The organism is Gordonia sp. WA4-43, assembly GCF_020520305.1.
GTDB classification, from domain to species: Bacteria; Actinomycetota; Actinomycetes; order Mycobacteriales; family Mycobacteriaceae; genus Gordonia; species Gordonia hongkongensis.
Genome location: NZ_CP084736.1, coordinates 2,870,101 through 2,893,289, shown reverse-complemented (window position 1 = coordinate 2,893,289; position 23,189 = coordinate 2,870,101). Strand labels below are relative to the sequence as shown.

The following is a 23,189-nucleotide window of genomic DNA, read 5'->3' as shown; positions in this document are numbered from 1 at the left end:
CATGCCCATGAGCAGCCGGACTCGTTCGGCGCATCCAGGTTTCGATGACCTCGAAGTCACTCGACTCAGCCGGCGGCCGGGCGTCAAATGGTCTCGTGCGCGCGCCGACGGGACTATTCCGGCATGGGTCGCCGACATGGACTTTCCCATCGCACCGCCGATTCGCGACGCGCTCGTCGAGTCGATCGAGAAGGGGGATCTCGGATACCCCGACTGGTTGGGTGGGACACCACTCCGTAATGCGTTCGCCCGGCGAATGGCCGACCGATACGGATGGGTCGTCGACCCCGCGCGGGTGCGCGAGCAGACCGACCTCATCCAGGCATTGCAGTTGCTCCTCAGGCTGAGTACCGGTCCGGGCGACGCGGTGGCGATCCAGACTCCGAACTATCCTCCCTTCCTCGCGACGCTGGCGAGGATGGGACTGCAGACTGTCGACGTGCCTTTTCGCCGAACGTCGTCGGGATGGTGTCTGGACTTCGACGAGTTCGAGCGGGCGCTCGAGCGTCGACGGCCGAAGGTGCTCGTTCTCGTGAATCCGCACAACCCCACCGGTCGGGCGCACTCCCGGGCGGAACTGACCCGAATCGCGGAACTGGCGGAGAGGTTCGACCTCCTGGTCATCAGTGACGAGATCCACGCAGACCTCGTGTATCACCCGCACGGCCACATTCCCTTCGGATCGCTCGGCGATGAGGTGGCGGCACGAACGGTGACAATCACCTCGGCGGGCAAGGCATTCAATCTGGCCGGGTTGCGCTGCGCAGTCGTCCACTACGGGTCGTCGAAGCTCTTAGGCCGCCGCGATGCGGAGCCGCCGGATCTCTACGGGACGGTGTCGGTGCCGGGGGTGGTCGGGCATGTCGCGGCGTGGGAGAAGGCATCGGACTGGCACTCCGACCTCATCCGTGTGCTGGATCGTAACCGGAGGCGGGTGCACGAATTTCTTGTCGGCGAAGTTCCCGAGGCCGTGCATCACCTTCCCGATGCCACATACCTGAGCTGGGTGGACGTTTCGGCGTATGGGCTCGACGATCCGGTGGACACGATCCGTCGCCGCGGTCGCGTTCTCGTCGACGGCGGCCGCGGATTCGGTGAATCGAGTGCGGCGTATGTGCGGATCAACTTCGCCACCTCGGAGTCGATTCTCGAACAGATCCTGGAAGGAGTAGCTGCCGGACTCATCCGGTGACTCTCGTCGAGATGAGGACCGGTCAGGAATCGAGAAGCGGCCGGCTGCGCCATCACCGTACTGTCGGTGCATCGCCTGATCTCAACGGAGGGAAAACATGTCTCTGTCACTTCGGTCCCTGTCGCTCTGGTACCAGCGAAGGACCAACGAGCGCACCGTCGCCCGCATCCGCAAGAAGTCCGGATCGATGTGGGGGATGGAGATGCTCATCCTGCGCACGACCGGTCGACGCTCAGGTCTCGCGCGCGAGACACCACTCAGCTGGTTCCCCGACGGCGACGACTGGCTGGTCGTCGCATCGGGCGGCGGCAAGCGGAATCCGGACTGGTTCGCCAACCTGACCGCCCATCCCGATGGCGTGTCGGTCGAGCGGCACGGGGAGGCCCCGGTGCCGGTGACGCCGGTCGTACTCGACGCTGCTGAGCGGGAGATCGCGTGGAACACGGTGGTCGAGGCGCAGCCGCGATACGCGAAGTATCAAAAGAAGTCGTCGCGTGAGTATCCGCTCGTGAGGCTCGTCGCGCGTTCGTGATCGATGGTCCGAAACGGGGGCGGGTAGGTGCTGGGCGCGACGGCAGGCGGCGCGGTCAACGGGCAACTCGAGAGTGTTCCGCGGAACACTCTGCCCTCTGATCGAGGGCGGGAGAAATGTCGGTGCCGGACGATACCTTGTTCCGGTACTACTCGCTCGGTTCAGGGGGTTGCGTTGGGGTTCAGTGCTTTTCGTTGCGGTGGAGATGCATCGTCGATGTTCGACGATGCGGATCCGGTCTCATTGTCGGATGAGGTTCTCGAGGGTCGGGTGCTGGGTTACGCCGCGCAGATCACTGCGCTGACAGCGGACTTCCTTGAACTGGTGGCAGAACTGAACGAGCGGGAGTCGTGGCGGGGGCCGGGGATTCACTCGCTGGCGCACTGGTTGTCGTGGAAGGCCGGCATCGCACCGCGAACGGCGCATGAGCAGTTGAGGGTCGCCAAGGCGATACGGGAATTGCCGGTGATCCGCACGGCGTTTCGCGAGGGTCGGTTGTCGTATTCGAAGGTCCGCGCGTTGACGCGAGTCGCCACGCCTGAACGTGAGCAGGAGTTGGTAAATCTGGCGTTGTCGACGACGGCGTCTCAGTTGGATCGGGCGGTGCGGGCGATGGGCCAGATCGACCGCAACCGTGGCGTCGAGGAGGAAAGCCGGCCGCCGGTGGAGTCGACGGGGCGGTGGAAGTGGAACGATGACGGGTCGTTGTCGGTGTCGTTGCGGTTGAGTCCGTTGGATGGTGCGCGGTTCCTGGCTGGGTCGGTGCGGGCGGAGTATGAACGCACCCGGACCTGCGATGATCCGGATCTGCCTACCGCTGGGAGTGTTCCGCGGAACACTGAATCAGGTTCAGGAGCAGAGGATTCGGAGGTGGTTCCGTCGCGGCGTCGGGATCTGTGGCGGCAGGTGCCGTCGAATGTGGCGCCGGCGGTGGTGGCGATGGCCGACATGGTGCATGACGGGATCGCGATGCCCGATCTGGCGCCGGGTGCGGAGATCTTGATCCATGCCGGTGACGGGGTGGAGCATGCTCATCTCGATGACGGTCCGGCGTTGTCGGAGGTCGAGGTGGCCGAAGCTCGGTGCGGGGCGTCGACTCGGGATGTGGTGAGTCGCCGGGTTCCCGGTCAGCCGGGGAAGCTGGCGTTGTTGGGGGTGGGGCGTCTGAAGCGGGCGCCGAACAAGGCGTTGGTGCGGGCGTTGTTCGTGCGGGATCGGTGTTGTCAGGTGCCGGGGTGTGGTCGGACGCGTCATCTGCATGCCCATCATGTGGTGTTCTGGTCGGCGGGTGGGCGGACGGATCCGGACAATCTGATCTTGTTGTGTGGGTCGTGTCATCGTGCGTTGCATCGGGGGGAGTTCTCGATCACCGCGCATGGTGAGCAACGGTTCACGTTTCATCGGCCAGACGGGACGGAGATCGAGGTGGCGCCACCGACGTCGAAACCGTCGGGGTGGCAACCGAACCCTGCCATAGGTATCGACGCGACGGTGCCGATCAGTGGGGGTCGGATGGACCTGGGGTACACCACCGAGGTGCTCTACGCCGTCTGGGAGTGGAAGGAAAGCAAGTCTTCTGCCGCCGACCCAGCCAGGTCGGCGGCATAGTCGTCGATCGTCGTCGTGCTACTTCTGACGCCAGATGCGCGGCCCCGCGATGAGTTCTGACGAGCAGGCATGTCTATCCCTGCACAACACACTCGCACCACTCGCCAGGAGAACATGATGAGCCGCAACACCGTCACCGCAGGCACCGCCGACCCTGCGGGCGCAACTGACACCACCGCCTCCGATGAGGCGCAACCGACCCGCAGGAACTGGCGTCGCACAACGGGAATCGTCATCAGTGTGCTGATCGGCGCCTTCTTGGTCTTCGACATCGTGATCAAGCTGACGCGCCCGCAGGAGGTGGTCGATTCCATGGCCAAGCTCGGCTTCCCGGTCGACCAGGCGCTTGTCATGGGTATCGTCCTGCTGGTCTGTCTCGTTGTGTTCGCCATCCCGCGCACCGCAGTCCTCGGCGCCCTCGGGATCACGGCCTACCTCGGAGGCGCGGTCACCGCCAACATGAGGATCGAGGCACCGCTGTTCGACACGGTCCTGTTCGCGGTCTACCTCGGCGTGCTGATGTGGATCGGTCTGGCCCTGCGCCGCCCCGAGTTGCTGAAGGTGGCCGGCCTGAAGCGCTGAGCGTCGCCATCCTCCAACCGGCCAAGCACCCGTTACCGATCTGGGATCGGACGGGTGCGGGGTCGTTGTGCATCTCTCGTACCGTTACGCGAGTGACTGGTGTGACCAGAGTGAAGCGCAGGAACTGGCGGCGGCAGCGACGATCGCGATCGCCGCCCTCGGCGGCGTGGCGGTCGGGACGCTGCCCGGGCCGGACGCCTCCGTCGTGACTACGGCCTCCGAGCTTGACCCGGCCGGCCTGTACAACAGCGCGCAGTCGAAGTTCGCCGGAGGCGACGTCGCGCGCGGACTCGAACTCCTCCAGCAGGTCCTCGCGGTGGCGCCGGCCGATACCGACGCGCTTGCACTCCAGGCGATCTGGTCGGACCAGATCGACGACGTCGTCGCGGGACGCTCGGCCCTGAACCGGTTGTCGATGATGAATCCGTCCCTGGCGACGACGGCCCGCAACATCATCTCGGGTGTGGCGACGGCGGCGCAGATCGTCCCCGACACCACTCCCAAGGCGGTGTCGGGACGCCCGGCGATCGTCGTGCTCGGGTACGGCCTGAACGCGAACGGAAAGATGGCGCCGGAGCTCGTCAATCGCGTCTCCGCGGCGAAGGCCCAGGCGGAACTGACCACCAACACGCCGATCGTCGTCACCGGAGGTGTCCCGAAGAAGGGCATCACCGAAGCAGCCGCGATGCGGACCTGGCTCGAGAACAACGGTGTCAGTGCGAACCGGATCCTCGTCGAGGACAAGTCCGGGTCTACGGTGGCCAATGCGCAGAACACCGCCGAGATCCTGCGCGCACAGGGAATCCGGGACATCGTGCTCGTCACGTCGCCCAACCACATCCGGCGCGGGGCGGCGGACTTCGGTGCCATGGGCCTGCGCGTCGTCGGGACACTCACCACCGCGACGGACCTGGAGAAGTACCGGACCCCGCTGGCCAAGACGCAGCAGACCGGCATACGTGTGGAGGCCACCCGGACCGCGCGTATCCCGGCTACCCATGAGCCCGGGCTGCTGCCGCAGAACCTACCCGAGACCGGCCCCGGATTGATCCCGGAGATCGGTGGCCGGATCCTCCAAGAGCTTCTGAAGGCGGGATCGTCGGCCTGACGGGCCGATCTCCCCGCACCGGGCGGCGGAGTCCGGTGAAGTGAATCACAGTGTTGCGCTGCTGCCCCGCGGTTTCACAGCTTCCTGACGGCAGAGTTCATCTGGAGTCAACAAACCGTCGGTAAGTTCGGACATATGCGAACAAAGGGGAGTCGGGGCCCCCGAATTCGCGAGGTGGTGCGGTACGACCTACCGGCATCTCTCGTCGTTTTCCTTGTGGCCCTGCCATTGTCATTGGGCATCGCGATCGCATCGGATGCCCCCGTGCTCGCCGGTCTCATCGCCGCGGTCGTCGGCGGGATCGTCGCCGGTCTGATAGGCGGTAGCGCACTCCAGGTTTCAGGACCGGCCGCGGGCCTGACCGTGGTGGTCGCCGACATGGTCGCCAATTTCGGTTGGCGCGTCACATGTTTCATCACCGTCGGTGCGGGTCTTTTGCAGATCCTGTTCGGCCTGAGCCGGGTCGCAGGTGCCGCGCTGGCCATCGCTCCCGTGGTCGTCCACGCGATGCTCGCCGGGATCGGCATCACGATCGCGTTGCAACAGATCCACGTGCTCCTCGGCGGCAGCTCGGCCAGCAGTGCATGGGAGAACGTGACGTCGCTGCCGGCCGGGATCGCCGACATCGAGACGTCGGACGCGCTCGTGGGAGGCACCGTGATCGCGCTTCTCCTCATCTGGCCGCTGATGCCCTCGGCGGTGCGCAAGGTGCCGGGACCGCTCGTCGCTATCGTCGGGGCGACGGCACTGACCATCATCTTCGGCCTGGACGTCGAACGGATCAGTATCGACGGCAACTTCTTCGAAGCGATCACGCTTCCGGAGCTACCGGACAGCAGTTGGGGCGCAGTGCTTCTCGGAGTGTTGACGGTCGCCCTGATCGCGAGTGTCGAGTCCCTGCTGTCAGCGGTCGCGGTGGACAAGATGCACACCGGCCCACGCAGCGATCTCAACCGGGAGCTGCTCGGTCAGGGCAGTGCGAACATCACCTCCGGGATGCTCGGCGGGTTGCCCGTCACCGGAGTGATCGTGCGCAGCACCACCAACGTCAACTCCGGGGCGCGAACGTCGGCCTCGGCGGTAATGCACGGTGTGTGGGTGCTCGTCTTCGCGGCACTGCTCACCGGTCTCGTCGAACAGATCCCCATGGCCGCGCTGGCCGGCCTGCTGGTGGTCATCGGTATCCAGCTGGTCAAGCTGGCGCACATGAAGATCGCGCTGCGGACGGGCGACCTGTGGGTGTACATCATCACGGTGCTCGCGGTCGTCTTCCTCAACCTGCTCGAAGGTGTCGCGATCGGTCTGGCAGTGGCGATCGGACTCGTCGTCTGGCGGGTGGTTCGCGCCGAGATCACCTCGGAGGCAGGCAGTACCGACGACAAGCGTCAGTGGACCGTACGTGTTCGCGGTTCGCTGAGCTTCCTGTCGCTGCCGAAACTGAACAAGGCGTTGTCACAGGTGCCGGACGGGGCGCACCTGACACTGGAACTCGACACCGACTTCCTCGATCACGCGGCGATGGAGATGCTCGAGGACTTCCGTTGGGCGCACGAGGCCGGCGGCGGCACGGTCCTCCTGGTGGAGAAGGGTCGCGCTCGGCTCGTCGACGCCCCTCGACGGCCACCGCGGCGCCACACGTCCGGATTCGCCGGTCTGACGCCGTGGCGTAACCGAACCGGGTCGGAGGCGTCCGCGTCCCCGGACCGCCCGGCCGCACTCAGATCGGTTCTCGGCGGCGTCGACGAGTACGAGAACGAGCACGCCGACGCCCTCCGCGCCATGCTCGCCGATGTCACCGAGTCTCAGGATCCCGACTCGTTCTTCGTGACGTGTGCCGATTCGCGATTGATGCCGAACATCATCACGGCGAGCGGCCCGGGGGACCTCTTCACGGTGCGCAACGTGGGCAATCTGATACCGACCGACAGCGACGCCGACGTATCCGTGGAGGCCGCACTCGAATTCGCCATCGGCGAGTTGGGTGTGTCGTCGATCGTGGTCTGCGGCCACTCGTCGTGCGGGGCCATGCATGCGCTGCTCGACAGCGAACAGGTCGATGTATCCGACCTCCCGGCCGGGTCCGAGAGCACGCCGATCCAGCGATGGCTCAAGCACGCGATCCCCAGTCGGGTGGCCTTTCGGCACGGACACCCCGCCGGGCGCGCCGCGGCCGAACTGGGCCTGGCCGAGGTCGACCAGCTGGCCGTCGTGAACGTGGCCAAGCAGATCGAGACCCTGGCGCGGCACCCGCTCGTCGGGCGCGCCGCAGCAGAAGCGCGACTGCGCATCGTCGGTCTGTACTTCGACATCGCGACCGCGCGGGTCTACGAGGTCACACCGCAGAGCATCGCACCGGTCGTCGAGGCAGCAGCCGCGCGACCGTGAGCGCCGGTCGGAACGGCGCCGTCCACATGGACGAGTGTGGGCTGAGGCGCCGGTGTCGACGGTCTGTTGCTACGACCCGACGGCCGCCTGCACGGCTGCCTGCACGCCGTGCCCGGCGACGACGATCGGTTCGATGGAGCGCAGGGTGCGGCACAACACGAACGCACCTTCCAGCGCGGTCAGGGTGATCAACGCCAGCCGTCGACGCTCCGGCTCGGTGATCTCGAGTTGTCCGAACCACGTTGCGAGGCCGGTCAACCAGCTCTCGAAAACCTCGGCGGATTCCAGCCTGAGACGCTCGTTGGTACTCGCCACCTCCAGTGCGATGGTCTCGATGGAGCAGGCCTCGCTGTAGTCCTGCGACTCCAACAGTTTTCCGGCGTTCTCGAACAGCGTCGGGATGCCGGTCAGGGGGTCGGTCGTCTCCAGCTGGGCGCCGACGAACGCGCCGTAGCGCAACCCTTCGCGTCGGATGACCTCGACGCTGATCGCTTCCTTGCCGCCGGGGAAGTGATGGTAGATCGAACCGTAGGGCGCTTCAGCCGCCGCCGAGATCTGTTTGATGCCGGTGGCCGGCATACCCTGCCGCCGGTACAGCTCTGCGGCTGCCTTCAAGATCCGGTCGCGGGTAGCGGAATCTGCCATGACGTCTCCATCCCTTGCGCATCGTGCCGATGTCAGCCTATCTTGCTCCTAAGTAGAACGATCTATCTAGGAGGCGACGTGCCCACAGTCGACGTGCCGGCCGGCTCCATCTCCTACGAAGACACCGGCGGTCCCGGGCCGATCCTGATACTCGGCCACGGGTTGCTGATGGACGGGCGGCAGTGGCGCAAGGTGATCCCGCTGCTTCCCGAATTCCGTTGCATCACACCGACGCTCCCGATGGGGGCGCACACGGAGCCGATGCACGCCGACGCGGACCTCACCGAGACGGGTGTGGCATCGATCCTTGCCGACTTTCTCGATGCCCTCGACCTCGATGACGTGACGCTCGTCCTGAACGACTGGGGCGGTGGTCAGTTCGTGATCTCCCAAGGCCGGGACAAGCGCGTTGGGAGGTTGGTGTTGGCATCTTGCACGGCTTTCGACAACTATCCTCCCGAGCCGGCGCGTCCCGCGGCGGTGTTGTGCCGAGTGCCCGGCGGCGGGTGGATTCTCACCCGCATGCTGGGCACTCGATTCTTCCGGCACAGCACACGGGCGTATGGCGCGCTGACGAAGTCGGGGATCCCGGACTCGCTGTTCGACGAGTGGTTCCGCCCCGCTGTCGAAAACGCATCGATCAGAAGGGATCTGGTCAAATTCGCCACGGGCGCGCCCTCCCGCCGCAGGCTGCTCGAACTGTCGGACATGATGCGGCGGTTCGATCGCCCGGTGCTCGTGGTCTGGGCAAGGGAAGACCGGATGATGCCCCTTGAGCATGCGGACCGCCTCGTCGAGCTCTTCCCGAACGCATCCAAGGTCGTCGTCGACGATTCGTGGACTCTCATCCCGGAAGACCAGCCGGAGGCGATGGCCGATCTGCTGCGCGGGTTCGTCAGATGACGTGTCGTCGTCGCCCCGCCGGGGGGCGGTACCGAGTGTGCCGTGTCGCCGACGATGTAGCTCGCCCGCCTCTCGATGCCGAGCGCCGAAGCGCGACGGCCGATTGCCGGCACCGTCCTGAATGTCAGAACATCACCGATCGGAAGTGGGTGACGAAACGCTCGTCGTCATAGAGATGGAACGCGATCCCCGGCGGCTGACCGCGGTTGACGACCTCCCGGCCTTCGAACGGCAGGTTCAGTGTCGACGACACACCCGGTGCGATGCACAGCGGGCGGTCGGCGAACGTGGTCACCGCCGGGGTGTGGGCGTGTCCACACAGGAACGCGACGATGTTCGGGTGCTGATCCACCAGGGCGGCGAGACGGCCCTCGTCACGCTGGCGGATCGAGTCCATGAACGGCATCAGCAGGTCGACCGGCGGATGGTGAAAGGCGATGAACACCGGTGTCGTCACGGACGTAGCGGTGAGCCGGTCCGACAGCCAGGAGATGGTCGCGTCGTCGAGACGACCGTCGTTGCGTCCGGGTATCGAGCTGTCGCACATCAGGAAGAGGACGTCGGAGCCGTCGCGCCCGCGCACCGTCCGCGCGTGATTGATCGGACCAGAGGTCTCGGTGCCGATCAGGGCCGCGCTGAACGGTTCCCGGACGTCGTGGTTGCCTGCGGTGATGAGCATCGGCAGTGGGCTCTCGAGCACCCCGTACGCCTCGCGGTACTCGCTCGCGGCACCTTCATCGGCGATGTCGCCGGTGACCAGCAGGACGTCGATCCCGGCGGCGCGGGCGTTGATATAGCTCAACGTCGACTGGATACGGGCCCGATTGAACCGCGTCCCGTTGAAATGCAGGTCGCTGATGTGGGCGACAACGAACACGAAGAGCTCCTGTCACGGTTCCTGACTCCCACGAGGCTAACCGCAGGCAGGGTCCGACGACGCATCGCCTCAGGGCCGCGAGGCGCAACGCACTCCCATGACGTCGGTGTGGTTCAGCCCGCTCGGGTGCCGGCTCCCCTGTAACGCACAGCGGCCGGCGAGCGACATCGATGATGAGTCGCCGACCTGCCAACCCCCGACCTGGCAGGTCGGCGACCGTCTTTTGTCTCCGTCGATGCAAGGCTTCGGCGCTGTTTGCATTCTCCCGAGTTCGCGCGCACACTGGCGAGCGGTGTTAGTTGCGCTCTGCAACTAATTGCAAAGAGCAAGTAAAACTTCTCGGGTAGGCGGTGAGGACAGTGCTCGATCAACACGCGATCGACGACCTCTTCGAGACCCTTCTGCGCTTCGTCCGCATCCGCGAACGGGCGGTCCACACGACGTTCCGTACGCGTGAGGGCGAGTTCGAGGCCGCGGCGTTCAAGGCACTCTTCCCGCTCGCGCGACGGTCGATGCGATCGCGCGACCTCGCCGAGACGATGAATGCCGACCCGTCGACGGTGAGTCGGCATGTGGCTCAGCTCGTGGAGCACGGCCTGATCCGCCGCGAGGCGGACCCGGACGACGGGCGCGCCACCATGCTCGTCATCACCGCCGCCGGACGGGATCGCGTCGTGGCCATGCGCGAGATGCGTCGCGCCGCCATGGCCGATGTCATGGCCGACTGGACCGACGACGAACTCCACACCCTCGTGACACTTCTCGGGCGGTTCGTCGATGCCGCCGACGCAGCCCTACATCCGGCGTGCCCGGACCGCAGCCCGGACACAGATGCGAATGACCCGAAAGGACGACAGTGACAGACTCTTCGGCCGCCGACACGGTGAACCACGACGAGGAGGTCGCCGGCGCCGGACTGACCCATCGCCAGATCCTGACCATCCTGGCCGGACTCATGCTGGGCATGTTCCTCGCCGCCCTCGACCAGACCATCGTGTCGACGGCGATCCGGACCATCGCCGACGATCTGCAAGGGTATGACCTGCAGGCCTGGGTGACCACGGCCTACCTCGTCACCGCGACGATCGTGACCCCCTTGTACGGCAAGCTGTCCGATCTCCACGGCCGGAAACCGTTCTTCCTGCTGGCGATCTCGATCTTCATCGTCGGTTCGCTGCTGTGCACGATCGCGTCGTCGATGTATCAACTCGCCGCGTTCCGCGCCTTCCAGGGGCTCGGCGCGGGCGGCTTGATGACCCTCGCACTGACGACCATCGGCGACATCGTCCCGCCGCGGGAACGCGCCAAATACCAGGGCTACTTCCTCGCCGTATTCGGCACCTCCAGCGTCCTCGGCCCGGTCCTCGGCGGTCTGTTCGCCGGCCAGGAGACGATCCTCTGGGTGTCCGGTTGGCGTTGGGTGTTCCTGGTCAACGTGCCGATCGGACTCGTCGCGCTGTTCGTGGTCTACAAGGTGCTCAACTACGACCAGCAGAAGGGCGTCGGCGGGCGCACCGACTACTGGGGGGCGACGGCACTCGCCGTCGCCGTGGCTCCGCTGCTCATCGTCGCCGAACAGGGGCGCCAGTGGGGATGGACCTCCAGACTGTCGTTCCTCTGCTACGGGATCGGCGTCGCCGGCATCGCCGCGTTCATCTGGATCGAGCACCGCATGGGCGACGACGCCCTCATCCCGTTGCGCGTGTTCACCAACCGGGTGTTCAGCCAGGGCATCATCATCTCGGTCATCATCGGCGCCGTCATGTTCGGTGGAATCTCGATGCTGCCGCAGTACTTCCAGGTCCTCCGCGGATCGAGCCCCATGATCGCCGGCCTCCAGATGCTGCCGATGGTGCTCGGTCTGATGGCCGGTTCGATCCTGTCGGGCCAGCTGATCTCGCGCACCGGACGCTACAAGATCTTCACGATCATCGGCGCCGTGCTGATCACCGCGGGCACTTTCCTGCTGCACCTGGTGGGCACCGAGACGCCGCTCTACCTGGTCATGCTGATGGCCGCGCTCCTCGGCTTCGGGCTCGGCAACCTGATGCAGCCGATAACCCTGGCGATGCAGAACATCCTGCCGCCCAAGGACATGGGACTCTCCACCGGCACCGCCACCTTCTTCCGTCAGATCGGTGGAACGCTCGGTGTCGCGGTCTTCTTCTCGCTGTTGTTCTCCTTCATGGGGCCGAACATCAAGGACGAGATGGTCACGGCGGCAGCCCAACCCGAGTACCGCGCGGCGGTCGTGGAGGCCTCGCAGAGCAGCGACCCGCAGGTCAGCGCATTCGGGCAGTCGCTCATCGCGGCCGCTCAGAATCCCGGCGCCGCGACCGGATCGTCGGACAGTGTCATGAGTGACACCTCGGTCATCGAGAAGCTGCCGGCCGAACTGGCCCAACCCATCAAGGAGGGGTTCGCCGACTCGATGGACCGGGTGTTCCTGGCGGTGTCGATCGTCGCGCTGCTCGCGATCATGGGAACGGTCACCTGGAAGGAACTCCCGCTGCGTCAGGGACGGCCGATCGGCGCACCGGAGTCGTCACCCGCGTCGTGAGGAGATCGCTCGCGGGCATCCTGATCGCCTTTGCGGGCCTGTGCTATTCATCGTGGGTGCTGGAGTTCGCGTGGGCGGACTCGCTGGACCCGATGCGCACGTTCCTCAGCGAGCTGGACGCCGCGAACCGTCCCCACCGCGACATCTACGTGGTCGGGGACGTGACCACCGGGGTCTGCGCACTCGTCGCGGCACTGCTGTTGCTCGTCCCGCGACCGCCTTTCCCCCGCTGGTTGAGCCGGCACCGAGCGGAGCGAGGCGCCGAGTCGAAGCCACCTGGTGACCTCGACAGGCTCGGCCAGCGGGAGGGGGACGCGACGTCGGTGTTTCGCGACCGTACAGCGACCACCGCCGTTATCGCACTGGCGGTGTTCGGCGCGGCGACGATCGCGAACGCCCAGCTCCCGATCGAGTGCATTCCGGGAGTCGACCCCGGGTGCCCGGGCGAACCGAGCGGACTGCTCCCGCAACTGCATCACATCCACGCGCTCACCAGTACGGTCGCGGTGTTCGCCATCTTCACCGTCATGGTCGCCGCCGGCGTCTCGGCGGTACGCACCACACCGGACGGTCCCGTATGGCCGGTCCTCCGGTGGGTCGGGAACGCAGTGCTCGTCATTGTCGCGCTCGCCACGGTCTGGATGCTGTTGGCGGACAACCTGGTCGGCGACTACCGGCTCGGACTCGCCCAGCGCATCCAGGTCGGCGGCATGAGTGTGTGGATGGTGCTCTGGGGGTGGGCCGTGTTCAGGTCGAGCGGCGAAGGAAGATCGGCGGCCCGCGTCGTGAGCGACAGTCGGACAGGGCGGCCACCTCACCCCGACAACGTCCGCCGGAAGAGAGCCTTGAGCTCATCGAAGTGATGTTCGCAGGCCTCGTGGTGATACGCCGCCAGATCGGACATCGTATACCCGTGCGGCGCACCGGGATAGACGGTCGCCGAGTGCGCCACGCCCCCACCGGTCAGGGCGTGCTCGAACTGCGCGACCGCCATCGCGGGCAGTGATGAGTCCTTGTCGGCGTGGATGGCGAGGACGAACGCGTCGATGCCGACGAGATGCAGGTGCGGACTGTCGTGGTCGTCGGTGACGAGGCCGCCGGTGTGGAACATGCCGACCGCGGCGACGTCGTCGGGCCGGGCGGCGGCGATGTTCAGCGCAAGCCGGCCACGCATGCAGTAACCCGTGACACCGACACGTCCGGGTGCGACGCCCGGCAGCGACTGCAGCGCATCCAGGTAGGCGACGAGGTCGGGCCGTACCGCGTCGGGCGTGAGGGTCCGTGCCCGCGGCATCGCGGATCGGAAGAATGCGGTCCGCGCCTCGGGCAGCAGCAGATCCTCGGTGGGCGCCCACTCGGCCGCGGACCCGTACCGGTGGAACAGGTGTGGCACGAGCACGACGTAACCCCAGGACGCAATGCGGTCGGCCATGGCCTCGATGCGAGGTCGTAGGCCGATCACGTCGGTGAAGAACAGGACTCCCGGTGACGTCCCGGATGAATCGGGCCGCGCCACATAGGCTTCGGTCTCTCCGTCGGCCGCCGAGATGGTGATCGTCTCACCCGTCATGTCCACGCTCCTCTGCTCGGTTCACGCCCCGGGTCACAGATCACCGGGCAGTTTGTCCCTCCGGATCCCCCGCCAGCTGGGATGCCGCAGATGCCCGGCCGTCGTCCAGTCCATGAACCGGACCTCGCCGACGATCTTCGGCAGGACCCACACCGCGCTGGACTCGACGGGCCGGTCGAGTTTGTCCAGGAAGGGTGACCGCGAGATCTCCAACGGTCCGAGTTCCTCTGCAAGCGAACGCAACTGTGCGTCGGTGAAGCCGGTTCCCACGCGACCGACGTAGCGGAGTCCGGTCTCCTCGGGCAGACCGATGAGCAGGGAACCGATGGTGTGGGCGCGGTTGCCGCGGCCCGGCCGATATCCGCCGACCACGACCTCGATGTCGCTCCAGTTCTTGTGTTTCAGCCAGGTCGTCGACCGGCGTCCCTGCTGATACACCGAGTTGCGGCGCTTGGCGACAACGCCTTCGAGATTGTGTTCACGGCTGTACTCGACGGCGGCCGATCCCGGGCCCGGGAGCAGCGGCGGAACTTCGACGAAGGCGGAGTTGCGGAACGCGGGCGCCAGCTCCTCGAGGAGTTCGCGCCGAGCCGACCACGGCTTGCGCAACAACGACGAACCGTTCAGGAACAGGATGTCGAACAGGTGTAGCCGCAACGAATACGGCTCGTCGGTGTGCCGACGCGAGGTCAGCAGCGTGAAGTTGGTGCGGCCCGACGAGTCGATCGCGACGACCTCGCCGTCGAGCACCACGTCCATGAGGCCGAGATCGTCTGCGAGGCCGGCGAGTTCGGGGAAGTCGGCGGTCATGTCGATACCCGAGCGGGAGGTGAGCCGGAATTCGCCGCCGACCGAACGGATGAGGAGCCGATAACCGTCCCATTTGCCCTCGAATGCCCAGTCCCGACCGTTGAGTCCGTCGATCGACTCGTCGGTCGCGAGCATCGGGCGCGGGTCGGTGAGGCTGTCGGGGACGATCGGACGCGGTTCGTCGCTCATCAGGTGGGCGAGCCAGTTCTTCTCGCCGGTCCGGATCAAGGCGTACCGTCCCTGCACGCGCTCGCCATGGAGGCGGACGATGACCTCTTTGTCCCGCCACTTCTCGAGCTCGAATGTGCCCCTGTCCCAGATGGACACGTGACCGCCGCCGTATTCGCCCGCCGGGATGTCGCCCTCGAAGTCGGCGTAGTCCATCGGGTGGTCCTCGGTCTGCACTGCGAGCCGGTTCTGGTCGGGGTCGGTGGGCAGGTTCTTCGGTACGGCCCACGACACCAGGACCCCGTCGTGTTCCAGTCGGAAGTCGTAGTGCAACCGACGGGCGTGGTGCTCCTGGATCACGAAGATCGGTGCCCTCTCGGTCTGCGTATCCGAGGAATCAGGTTCTGCAGCAGAGCTCTCGGCTTCGATGCGCTGTCGATGCGCTTCGTCGCCGAAGGGTTCGGGTGTCTTCGACTGGTCGCGCTTGCGCCGGTACTCCTTCAGGTTGATGACCTGTCCCGCCGCGGGCTCGACGACGACCTCCGGCTCGTCGTCGTAGGGGGCGTCCAGGCCGTCGAGGAGATCGCCGAACTCCTCGACGCGGTCCAGCACCTCGGTGTAGAGCAGTTGGGAGAGTCCGGGGTCCTCCATCTCCTCCCAGGTGCGCGGCGCGGCCACCCACGGCTGCTCGCGGCCCCGCATCGAGTACGGCGCGAGAGTGGTCTTGGCGGCGGTGTTCTGGCTCCAGTCGATGAAGACCTTGTCGTCGCGCAGCGATTTGGACATCTTGGCGGTGATGAAATCGCTGTGCTGACGGGCGAACTCGTTCGCGACCTCCTGCGCCACCTTCCGCGCCGCATCCGACGTCACGGGCTTCGGGAGCCGCGCGTAGAGGTGGATGCCCTTGCCGCCGCTGGTCACCGGGTACGTAGTCGCCCCGCCGAGCCAGTTGCGGATCTCGCACGCCACCTCCGCGGTCCGGTGCAGTGGCACCCGCGGCCCGGGATCGAGGTCGAAGACGATGCGGTTGGCCATCGGTGCGCCGTCGGGCCCCATCGGCAGCCGCCACTGCGGCGTGTGGATCTCGAGCACGGCCATCTGCGCGAGCCAGACCAGCGTGGCGCGGTCGTCGGCCATCGCATAGGAGATGACCCGCTCGCTGTGCTGGATGCCGTGGCGTCGGATCCAGTCAGGTGCGCTCTCGGGAACGTTCTTCTCGAAGAACGGGGTCGACTCGACGCCGTGGGGCCACCGCTTACGGGTGATGAGGCGGTTGCGTACATGGGGAAGGAGGACGTCGGCGATCCGCGAGTAGTAGTCGATGACCTCGAACTTCCGCGTCCCCGTCGCCGGATAGAGCACCTTCGAGAGATTGGTGATCGAGATCCGCCGACCGTCGACCTCCAGTGTCTCGCCGCCTGCCATGCGTCCCATTGTCCACAAGGTTCCCGGCGGCCGTGCGGAGAAGACCCTTCGTGACGCATCCTCCGCAGGCTCCGGATGCTCCTCAGGGAGCGGGGGAGGGACGCGCATCCCTCCGGTCCCTGAGGAGTCCCGGAGCTTGCGGAGGGACGTCACGAAGGGTCTCGTTACTCCCGGTTCACGCCATCGCGGCCGATCTACTGGCAGAATGGCCCTCATGCGCTCGATCTGGAAGGGCGACCTCAGCTTTGGCCTGGTCAACGTGCCGGTCAAGGTCTATTCCGCGACCGAGAGTCACGACCGGAAGTCGTATCAGGTCGACTCGTCGGACGGAACCCGCATCCGCTATCGCCGCGTGCGCGAGGGCACCGACACCGAAGTCGACTACGGCGACATCGCCAACGCCTACGAATCCGAGTCCGGCGAGACCGTGATCCTCACCAAAGAAGACCTCGCCTCGTTGCCGGTGCAGAAGAGTCCCGAGATCTCGATCCTGGAGTTCGTACCCGCCGAGCAGGTCGATCCGATCTACTTCGACAAGCCCTACTACCTCGAACCGTCGTCGAAGTCGCCGAAGGCCTACGTCCTGCTGGCCAAGGCGCTGGAGGAGACGGACCGGCTCGCGATCGCCTCCTTCACCCTGCGCAACCGGACACGCGTGGCCGCGCTGCGCGTCGTCGACGGGGTGATGACGCTGCAGACGCTGCTGTGGCCCGACGAGGTCCGCAAACCCGACTTCGGCTTCCTCGACGACGACACCGAGATCCGCGATCAGGAACTGCAGATGGCGGCCTCGCTGATCGAGTCGATGGCATCGGACTACGACCCCTCCGAGTTCGAGGACACCTATCAGAACGAGCTGACGAAGCTCATCGAGGCGAAGTCCGAGGGTGGCGAGGCGTTCCCCGAATCCGACGACGAAGACAAGGACACCGAGGACTCCGACGTCGCCGATCTCCTCGCCGCGCTGCGCGCATCGGTGAAGGACCGCGGGGGATCGGATTCGAAGGATTCGGACTCGAAGGACACCGCGGCCAAGAAGGCACCGGCCAAGAAGGCTGCGGCGAAGACGGCCGCGAAGAAGGCGCCGGCCAAGAAGACCGCTTCCAGGTCGACGGCGAAGAAGACCTCCTCGGGCAGCTCGGGGTCCGGCGCGTCCGGGAGCAAGTCCACGGCCAAGAAGGCGCCCGCCAAGAAGTCCTCGCGCAAGGCGAGCTGACCCGCACCGCCGGACAACGGCGGTCCGAAAAGGGTTGGCACCACGCCCGCGGGTTCGGGCAAGCTCGAAGGGTGACCTCCGCCGCCGACTCCCGTCTGCCCCGCGCGCTGCTGCCGTTCGCGCGTCGGCAGTACCGGCTGCTCGCGTCCGGACTGATCCTCGCCATGTTCGCCGACGGCGTGTGGACGATCGCGGTGATATGGCAGATCATCGCGCTCGGCGGCGGGCCGGGTCAGGTGTCGCTGGCAACTGGCGTGGCCGCGGTGGGAATGCTCGTCTCCACGCTGGCCGGTGGTGTGCTCGCCGACCGTATTTCGCAGCGCCACATCATGATCGGCCTCGAGGTCGCGAAGATGATCGCGTTCGGTGCGATCGGTCTGGCGTCGATCGCGGGCGTACTGCAGCTCTGGCACGTGGTGGTGGCGTCCCTTCTGGGCGGCATCACCACCGGGATGTACTACCCCGCCTACTCGGCTTTGCTGCCCGGTGTCGTCGCGCCGTCGGAGCTGCAGGCGGCCAACGGGATCGAGGGCTTCTTCCGCCCGGTCGTCTTCCAGGCGGTCGGCCCGATGGTCGCCGGCGCCGTCATCGGTGCCTGGGCCCCGGGATCCGCGGTGTTGATGGCGGCGGTCGCCGCGATCCTGTCGAGTGTCTGCTATCTCGGGATGGCCCCGGTCACCGCGCGCCGGTTCGGCGAGACGGGCGAGGACGCGCCGGAGGTCGTCGAGGGTGCGGGTGCCCGCCGGATCGTCGGCGACCTGGCCGAGGGGTTCGCCTACATGGCCCGGACCCCGTGGCTGTGGGGCACGCTGCTCTTCGCCTGCGTTTTGGTATTGGCGACGCTCGGCCCCATCGAGGTGCTCGTCCCGTTCGCATTACGTGAGCGCGTCGACGGCGGCGCGACCCAGCACGCCTGGGTGCTTGCCGGATTCGGACTCGGTGCGGCTGCGGCGTCACTGGTATTCGCCTCGATCCCGATGCCGCGCCGGTACCTCACCGTCATGTTCTCGCTGTGGGCGTTCTCCAGCCTGCCGCTGGTACTGATGGGTCTCGCCGATTCCACGTGGATGTTCGTCGCCGCCGGTGTGACCATGGGCATCCTCTTCGACGGCCCGATGGTGCTGTGGGGAGCGCTCTTACAGCGTCGGGTGCCGCCGGCCCTGTTGGGTCGCATCGCCAGTCTCGACTTCTTCGTATCGGTTGCGCTGATGCCGGTGTCGATGGCGATCGCCGCCCCGGTCTCGTCGGCGATCGGCCTGACCGCCACGTTCGTGCTGGCCGGGTTGCTCCCGGTGCCGATCGCGTGGGCGTTCTACTTCGCGGCCGGCATGTGGCGCGACGAGATCGAGAACCCCCTTGTCGACGAGTCGAATCCGAAGTTGGTCGACTCCGCTGCGGTCCGTTGACGTGACCTGGAGCACATACTACGGTGACACATCATTCACAGGGCATGACGTGACGTAGCGGAGTGGGCTCGGCGGCTCGGCGCAGCCATTGCAGGAGGCGAAGACGATGGCGGTCTGCACGCCGGGTGACGTCCCGTCGATCATCACCGGCTACCTGGGGTTCGAGTGCGAGGGCGCGAATCCGATTGTCACGATCCGGAATCCGGCCGACCTCGAGCACTGGACGCAACCGGTCCTCGAGGTCACGATCATCCTCGGTGCCGTCCTCGCGCTGATCCACGCGATCCGCCGACTGCGTCGCGACGGCGACCCCACCAACCTGACGGTGTGGATCGGATCGTTGGTCTACCTGTTCGTGATCGAGCCGCCGCTGTACTTCCCGAACTGGTTCCACGCCGAAGAAGCGATGGGATTCATGTTCTCCCACAACGTGTTCACGGTCATGTTCATGTACGACCGGCTGCCGTTGTACATTGTCGCGTTCTATCCGGCCGTGAGCCAGGTCGCCTACGAGCTCGTGCGGGCGTGGGGCTTCTTCGACGGGTCGAAGCGCTCGGCGCTGCGCGGATCGCTCGTTCTGGCCCTGGTGTTCCAGACCTTCTACGAGATCTTCGACCAGCTCGGCCCGCAGCTCAAGTGGTGGGCGTGGAACGTCGACGCGCCGTACTATCGCGACACCCTCGCCCAGCTCCGAGCCCAGGGCGTCGCCCCCGACGAGCTCGGCAATCCCGCCGCGGAGCCCACACTGGCCGCGGTGCCGTGGGGGAGCGTCTGGCTTTTCGCGACCGTCTCGTTCGCCGTGCTCGTCTACGTCGCGGTGCGCTTGGTCCAGATCCCCACCTCCCGAGGACGCGCCCCGCGCGGATGGTCGTTGTCATGGCGCGTCGTCGTGTCCGGTGTTGTGGCCGTTGTCAGCATGCCACTCCTGTCCATTCCGACGGCGCTGTTCGGCCGTGACGAGAACGCGAATCACGACGCGCAGACCGTCGTGTACTGGGTGGAGATGGCCCTGGTGTGGGGGATCGGACTGACACTTCTGTACGTGCAATGGCGACGCATGCGCAGCGACCCGACGCTGGGCGTCGACGACGCTCGCAGCGCTCGGCCCTTCCTCGTCGTGTTCCCGGTCCTGTTCCTCGGGGTGCACCTCGTACTGTGGTGCGCCGCGTTGCCCGCCTACCTTGACGCCGAGGACGGAATCACCGCCGACAACACACCGATCGGGAGTCTCCCCTACGTGATCGCCTGCCTCGTGGTCGCTGTGGGCGTGCTGGGCGTCGCTGTCGTTCGGGGCCGGCGCACGGTCGACGACAGCCCGGCGGTCGCGGGAACACCGTCGACCTCAGGCGTGTGACAACGTCCGATTCGTCCACAGCTGGGTCTGCCCGTCGTGGACGGCGACGAGTCGAGCGCGATCAGTGCTGGAGAACCCGCGCGGCGCCGTCGACGACGCTCGTCGTGAGTGTCTGCAGCAGAGGCGAACTCAGCTTCCAGTGCTGCCAGTACAGCGGGACGTCGATGTGGTGGTCGGCGATGAGGCGGACGCGACCGGTGTCGAGGGCGTCCGCGATCTGGACGACCGGGACGGCGCCCCAGCCGATGCCGAGCGCGACGGCGCGGTGGTATTCGGTCGACGCCGGGATGTAGACCGCGGGCGGGTCGACGGGCCGGCCGGCGAGGGCGGCCGAGATGTTCCGCTGGATGTGATCGTTGCGGTCGAACTGCACCATCGGGGCCCGGGCCAGTGCATCGGCATCGGGCCCGTCGGGTAGCCATGTGTCGATGAATTCCGGTGTGGCGACCGGCAGATAGCGCATCGTGCCGAGCGACTGCAGTGCGCACCCGCGGATCGCGAGTGGTTCCGAGGTCACCGCGGCGAGCACGTCGCCGGTGCGGAGCAGGGTGCTGCTGCGGGTTTCGTCGTCTCGGAAGACCTCGACCGCCACCGCGTGCTCCCGGTGGAATCGCGCGAGCACGGGCAGTAACCAGGTCGCGAGCGAGTCGGCATTCGTCGCGACCGGGAGATGGACACGGGGACGTTCGACCAGCGGCAGATCGTCGTCGTCGGGCGCGCCCACGAACTCGGCGCGGGTCTCGGCGAGCAGTAGTTCCCACTGCTTGGCCAACCGCACCAGCACCTCGCCATCGGGTGTGGCCGTCGCCGGCTTGGTCCGCCGGAGGAGTACCCGCCCGGCAGCGGACTCCAGCGCCTTGATCCGCTGGCTCACCGCCGACGGGGTGATGTGCAGGGCGGTGGCCGCGGCGTCGAAGGTGCCCTCGCGCAGGACCGCGGCCAGCGTGCGCAGGCCTTCCTGACTGATGTCCACGAGCCGAGGTTAGTGGTGTGTCCCGCCGGACAGTCGAGACACACCACCGCCGGCCGGATCAGGCGGGGACGGTGTCGCCCGCGGAGTCGGCCCGCCGTCCGCGCACCACGCCGAGTGCGAGGAGCGCGGCGCCGACGGCAATCCACCCGAGGAGAACGGCGACCTGTCCGGTGATGCTCGCCGCCGGGAAATACGCGACCGAACGGAGCAGCGTGCCGCCGGCGCCGGGCGGCAACCACTGGCCGATCGTTCCCCACGGCGCGGGCAACAGGTACGGCGACGATGCCAGCCCCGACAGCGGGTTGGAGATCAGCACCATCACCAGCGCGGACACCCCGACCCCGGCGGGGCCGAGCAGGCTGCCCGCACCAACCGTGAACCAGGTGATCGCTCCGATCATCAGGGCTGCGGCGAGTCCGACGGGGCCGATACCGCCGTCGATGACGCCCAGCCATGACCACGTCGCCGCGAAACCGAACCCGGCCACGAGCGGCCCCAGGACCGCCAGCGTCGCCTGCATGGCGGCTCGGCCGCGCAACCCGATCGCGGCCGCCCCGCCGAGCGCCATGCCGGCGATCAGCAACGGCAACAGTCCGGCGGCGAAACCCGTTCCGCGGGCATCTGTCTCGGGAGTGGGGACCACGGATTCGACGGCGACCGGTACACGCTGGGCGGTGGCGATGCCGTTCCCGACCCCGGCGACGACCTGCGCCAGCACCGGCGAACCCGCCTCCGCGGTCAGCACCGTGACCCCGCCGGGCCCGACCGCGATCGCGCCGACCAGGTCGCGCCGTTCGATGGCGGCACGCGCGTCCTCGGTGTCGGCGAATCGTTCGACGGCGAAGGCGTCTTCACCGGCCCGGTCGGCGAGCGCCGTCTCGATCGCCTGTGCCGCGGGCGGCGGTGCGACGAGACCCAGTGGGGCTTGATGCGGCTCGGGATCGACGGCCAGTGACACGAACATCGCGGCGATCGCGATCACGAACGTCGGGATCAGCAGCGCCATCACCGCCACGAGGCGCCAACTGGGTGCCCGCCCGGTCGGGGGCGCACCGTCGGCCTCCGCGGTCGCAACGGGCGCCCGATCGCGCGAATCTGTCGAGTGCAGTTCAGTGCTCATGACCACTCCTAAAAAGAACGAATCTTCGTTTTTCTGAGTATGCGCGGAGGGCCGCGAGGAATCAAGAACGAATATTCGTTTTAGACTGTCGGCATGCCGAAGATCAGCGACGAACGCAAGCTCGAACGAAGTCGGCAGATCCTCGCCGCCGCTCGCCGATGCTTCGTCGACAAGGGGTTCCACCGCGCGTCGATGTCTGACGTGATCCGGGAATCCGGGCTCAGTGCGGGTGCCGTCTACTCGTACTACTCGTCGAAAGAGGAACTGATCGCCGCCGTGGCGCGGTCGATCTTCGCCGCCTACGAGTCGGGGATCAGCAGCTTCGACGACCCGGTAGAGCAACCCCCGTCGCCTGAGGCGGTTGTACGCGCACTGGCCGAACGGGTCCTGCTGGAGATCGCGCCGATGACCGACGGCTTCCGGATGGTCCTGACGGTATGGGGTGAGGCCGCCAACAACCCGGAGCTGCGCGAGACCGTGCGCGACATCATCCGTGGACTGCGGGGCGTCTTCGAACGCGTGCTGACGGCCTGGCGGGCCGCGGGCCACGAATTGCCCGCGGAGCCTGCGGTGCTCGCGCAGGTGATGGTCTCGGCGATGCAGGGGGTGGTCGTTCAACAGGGCCTGGTCGGTGACCTTGATGTCACCGACTACATCGAGGCCTTGTGCGCAGTTCTACGTGGCATCGGACTGGGCGACGATGCGTCCTCAATCTGAAGTTCAACTGTTCATTCGTGAAAAAGTTTCGCTGTACT

20 protein-coding genes are annotated in these 23,189 nt (G+C 66.7%); 14 read left to right on the top strand and 6 right to left on the bottom strand.

Annotated elements, in window-relative coordinates:
• Position 1 precedes the first annotated feature (1 nt).
• The 6 genes from LEL84_RS12955 to LEL84_RS12930 all read left to right on the top strand — a co-directional run bounded on the left by LEL84_RS12955 (position 2) and on the right by LEL84_RS12930 (position 7,407).
• Positions 2 to 1,192 (top strand): MalY/PatB family protein, encoded by a 1,191-nt coding sequence (locus tag LEL84_RS12955; RefSeq protein ID WP_226511826.1) that lies wholly within the window; start codon positions 2 to 4, stop codon positions 1,190 to 1,192.
• A 97-nt stretch (positions 1,193 to 1,289) separates the two neighbouring features.
• Positions 1,290 to 1,724, top strand: coding sequence for a nitroreductase family deazaflavin-dependent oxidoreductase (locus tag LEL84_RS12950; RefSeq protein ID WP_226511825.1), 435 nt, complete (start codon positions 1,290 to 1,292; stop codon positions 1,722 to 1,724).
• Positions 1,725 to 1,940: 216 nt separating this feature from the next.
• On the top strand, positions 1,941 to 3,332 hold the full coding sequence (locus LEL84_RS12945; RefSeq protein WP_226511824.1) for an HNH endonuclease: 1,392 nt from the start codon (positions 1,941 to 1,943) through the stop codon (positions 3,330 to 3,332).
• Positions 3,333 to 3,449: 117 nt separating this feature from the next.
• A complete protein-coding gene (locus LEL84_RS12940; RefSeq protein WP_226514311.1) occupies positions 3,450 to 3,914 on the top strand; it encodes a DoxX family protein in 465 nt (154 codons plus the stop codon).
• Between the two features lie 124 nt (positions 3,915 to 4,038).
• Complete coding sequence (locus LEL84_RS12935) at positions 4,039 to 5,022, top strand: YdcF family protein (RefSeq protein ID WP_226514310.1); 984 nt, start codon at positions 4,039 to 4,041, stop codon at positions 5,020 to 5,022.
• 135 nt (positions 5,023 to 5,157) lie between these two features.
• Positions 5,158 to 7,407, top strand: coding sequence for a SulP family inorganic anion transporter (locus tag LEL84_RS12930; RefSeq protein WP_226511823.1), 2,250 nt, complete (start codon positions 5,158 to 5,160; stop codon positions 7,405 to 7,407).
• A 69-nt stretch (positions 7,408 to 7,476) separates the two neighbouring features.
• Here LEL84_RS12930 and LEL84_RS12925 read toward each other — a convergent pair whose 3' ends face one another.
• Positions 7,477 to 8,052: a TetR/AcrR family transcriptional regulator gene (locus LEL84_RS12925; protein WP_226511822.1), complete on the bottom strand. Its 576-nt coding sequence runs from the start codon at positions 8,050 to 8,052 to the stop codon at positions 7,477 to 7,479.
• Positions 8,053 to 8,130: 78 nt separating this feature from the next.
• Here LEL84_RS12925 and LEL84_RS12920 point away from each other — a divergent pair, with 78 nt between their 5' ends.
• Positions 8,131 to 8,955 (top strand): alpha/beta fold hydrolase, encoded by an 825-nt coding sequence (locus tag LEL84_RS12920; RefSeq protein WP_226511821.1) that lies wholly within the window; start codon positions 8,131 to 8,133, stop codon positions 8,953 to 8,955.
• Positions 8,956 to 9,079: 124 nt separating this feature from the next.
• On the opposite strand, the gene LEL84_RS12915 is transcribed toward LEL84_RS12920, so the two are convergent.
• Positions 9,080 to 9,832, bottom strand: a complete 753-nt coding sequence (locus LEL84_RS12915; RefSeq protein ID WP_068969814.1) for a metallophosphoesterase — start codon at positions 9,830 to 9,832, stop codon at positions 9,080 to 9,082.
• 359 nt (positions 9,833 to 10,191) lie between these two features.
• Here LEL84_RS12915 and LEL84_RS12910 point away from each other — a divergent pair, with 359 nt between their 5' ends.
• From LEL84_RS12910 to LEL84_RS12900, 3 genes are read left to right on the top strand one after another with little or no spacing between them, the layout of a single operon-like run.
• Entirely contained in the window at positions 10,192 to 10,692 is a 501-nt protein-coding gene (locus tag LEL84_RS12910) for a MarR family winged helix-turn-helix transcriptional regulator (RefSeq protein WP_058252302.1), read from the top strand.
• The gene (locus LEL84_RS12905; RefSeq protein WP_165629407.1) at positions 10,689 to 12,392 is read left to right on the top strand and encodes an MDR family MFS transporter; all 1,704 of its coding nucleotides are present in this window, start codon (positions 10,689 to 10,691) and stop codon (positions 12,390 to 12,392) included. Before LEL84_RS12910 ends, LEL84_RS12905 begins: the two co-directional genes overlap by 4 nt.
• On the top strand, positions 12,389 to 13,255 hold the full coding sequence (locus LEL84_RS12900; RefSeq protein ID WP_226511820.1) for a DUF998 domain-containing protein: 867 nt from the start codon (positions 12,389 to 12,391) through the stop codon (positions 13,253 to 13,255). Before LEL84_RS12905 ends, LEL84_RS12900 begins: the two co-directional genes overlap by 4 nt.
• On the opposite strand, the gene LEL84_RS12895 is transcribed toward LEL84_RS12900, so the two are convergent.
• Together LEL84_RS12895 and LEL84_RS12890 are read right to left on the bottom strand one after the other, a co-directional pair.
• Positions 13,207 to 13,962 carry a dienelactone hydrolase family protein gene (locus LEL84_RS12895; RefSeq protein ID WP_226511819.1) on the bottom strand — a complete coding sequence of 252 codons (756 nt, stop codon included), beginning with the start codon at positions 13,960 to 13,962 and terminating at the stop codon, positions 13,207 to 13,209. The genes LEL84_RS12900 and LEL84_RS12895 overlap by 49 nt on opposite strands.
• 33 nt (positions 13,963 to 13,995) lie before the next feature.
• Positions 13,996 to 16,365 carry an ATP-dependent DNA ligase gene (locus LEL84_RS12890; RefSeq protein ID WP_226511818.1) on the bottom strand — a complete coding sequence of 790 codons (2,370 nt, stop codon included), beginning with the start codon at positions 16,363 to 16,365 and terminating at the stop codon, positions 13,996 to 13,998.
• A 205-nt stretch (positions 16,366 to 16,570) separates the two neighbouring features.
• Between LEL84_RS12890 and LEL84_RS12885 the strand changes: the two genes are divergently transcribed.
• The 3 genes from LEL84_RS12885 (at position 16,571) to LEL84_RS12875 (ending at position 20,341) form a co-directional block, all read left to right on the top strand.
• Complete coding sequence (locus LEL84_RS12885; protein WP_226511817.1) at positions 16,571 to 17,581, top strand: Ku protein; 1,011 nt, start codon at positions 16,571 to 16,573, stop codon at positions 17,579 to 17,581.
• Between the two features lie 71 nt (positions 17,582 to 17,652).
• Positions 17,653 to 18,987, top strand: coding sequence for an MFS transporter (locus LEL84_RS12880; protein WP_226511816.1), 1,335 nt, complete (start codon positions 17,653 to 17,655; stop codon positions 18,985 to 18,987).
• A 106-nt stretch (positions 18,988 to 19,093) separates the two neighbouring features.
• Complete coding sequence (locus tag LEL84_RS12875; RefSeq protein WP_078113287.1) at positions 19,094 to 20,341, top strand: hypothetical protein; 1,248 nt, start codon at positions 19,094 to 19,096, stop codon at positions 20,339 to 20,341.
• Positions 20,342 to 20,402: 61 nt separating this feature from the next.
• Here LEL84_RS12875 and LEL84_RS12870 read toward each other — a convergent pair whose 3' ends face one another.
• Entirely contained in the window at positions 20,403 to 21,314 is a 912-nt protein-coding gene (locus LEL84_RS12870) for a LysR family transcriptional regulator ArgP (protein ID WP_058252295.1), read from the bottom strand.
• A 58-nt stretch (positions 21,315 to 21,372) separates the two neighbouring features.
• Positions 21,373 to 22,434: an ABC transporter permease gene (locus LEL84_RS12865; RefSeq protein WP_226511815.1), complete on the bottom strand. Its 1,062-nt coding sequence runs from the start codon at positions 22,432 to 22,434 to the stop codon at positions 21,373 to 21,375.
• Between the two features lie 93 nt (positions 22,435 to 22,527).
• Here LEL84_RS12865 and LEL84_RS12860 point away from each other — a divergent pair, with 93 nt between their 5' ends.
• On the top strand, positions 22,528 to 23,151 hold the full coding sequence (locus tag LEL84_RS12860; protein ID WP_068970292.1) for a TetR/AcrR family transcriptional regulator: 624 nt from the start codon (positions 22,528 to 22,530) through the stop codon (positions 23,149 to 23,151).
• Positions 23,152 to 23,189: the final 38 nt, after the last annotated feature.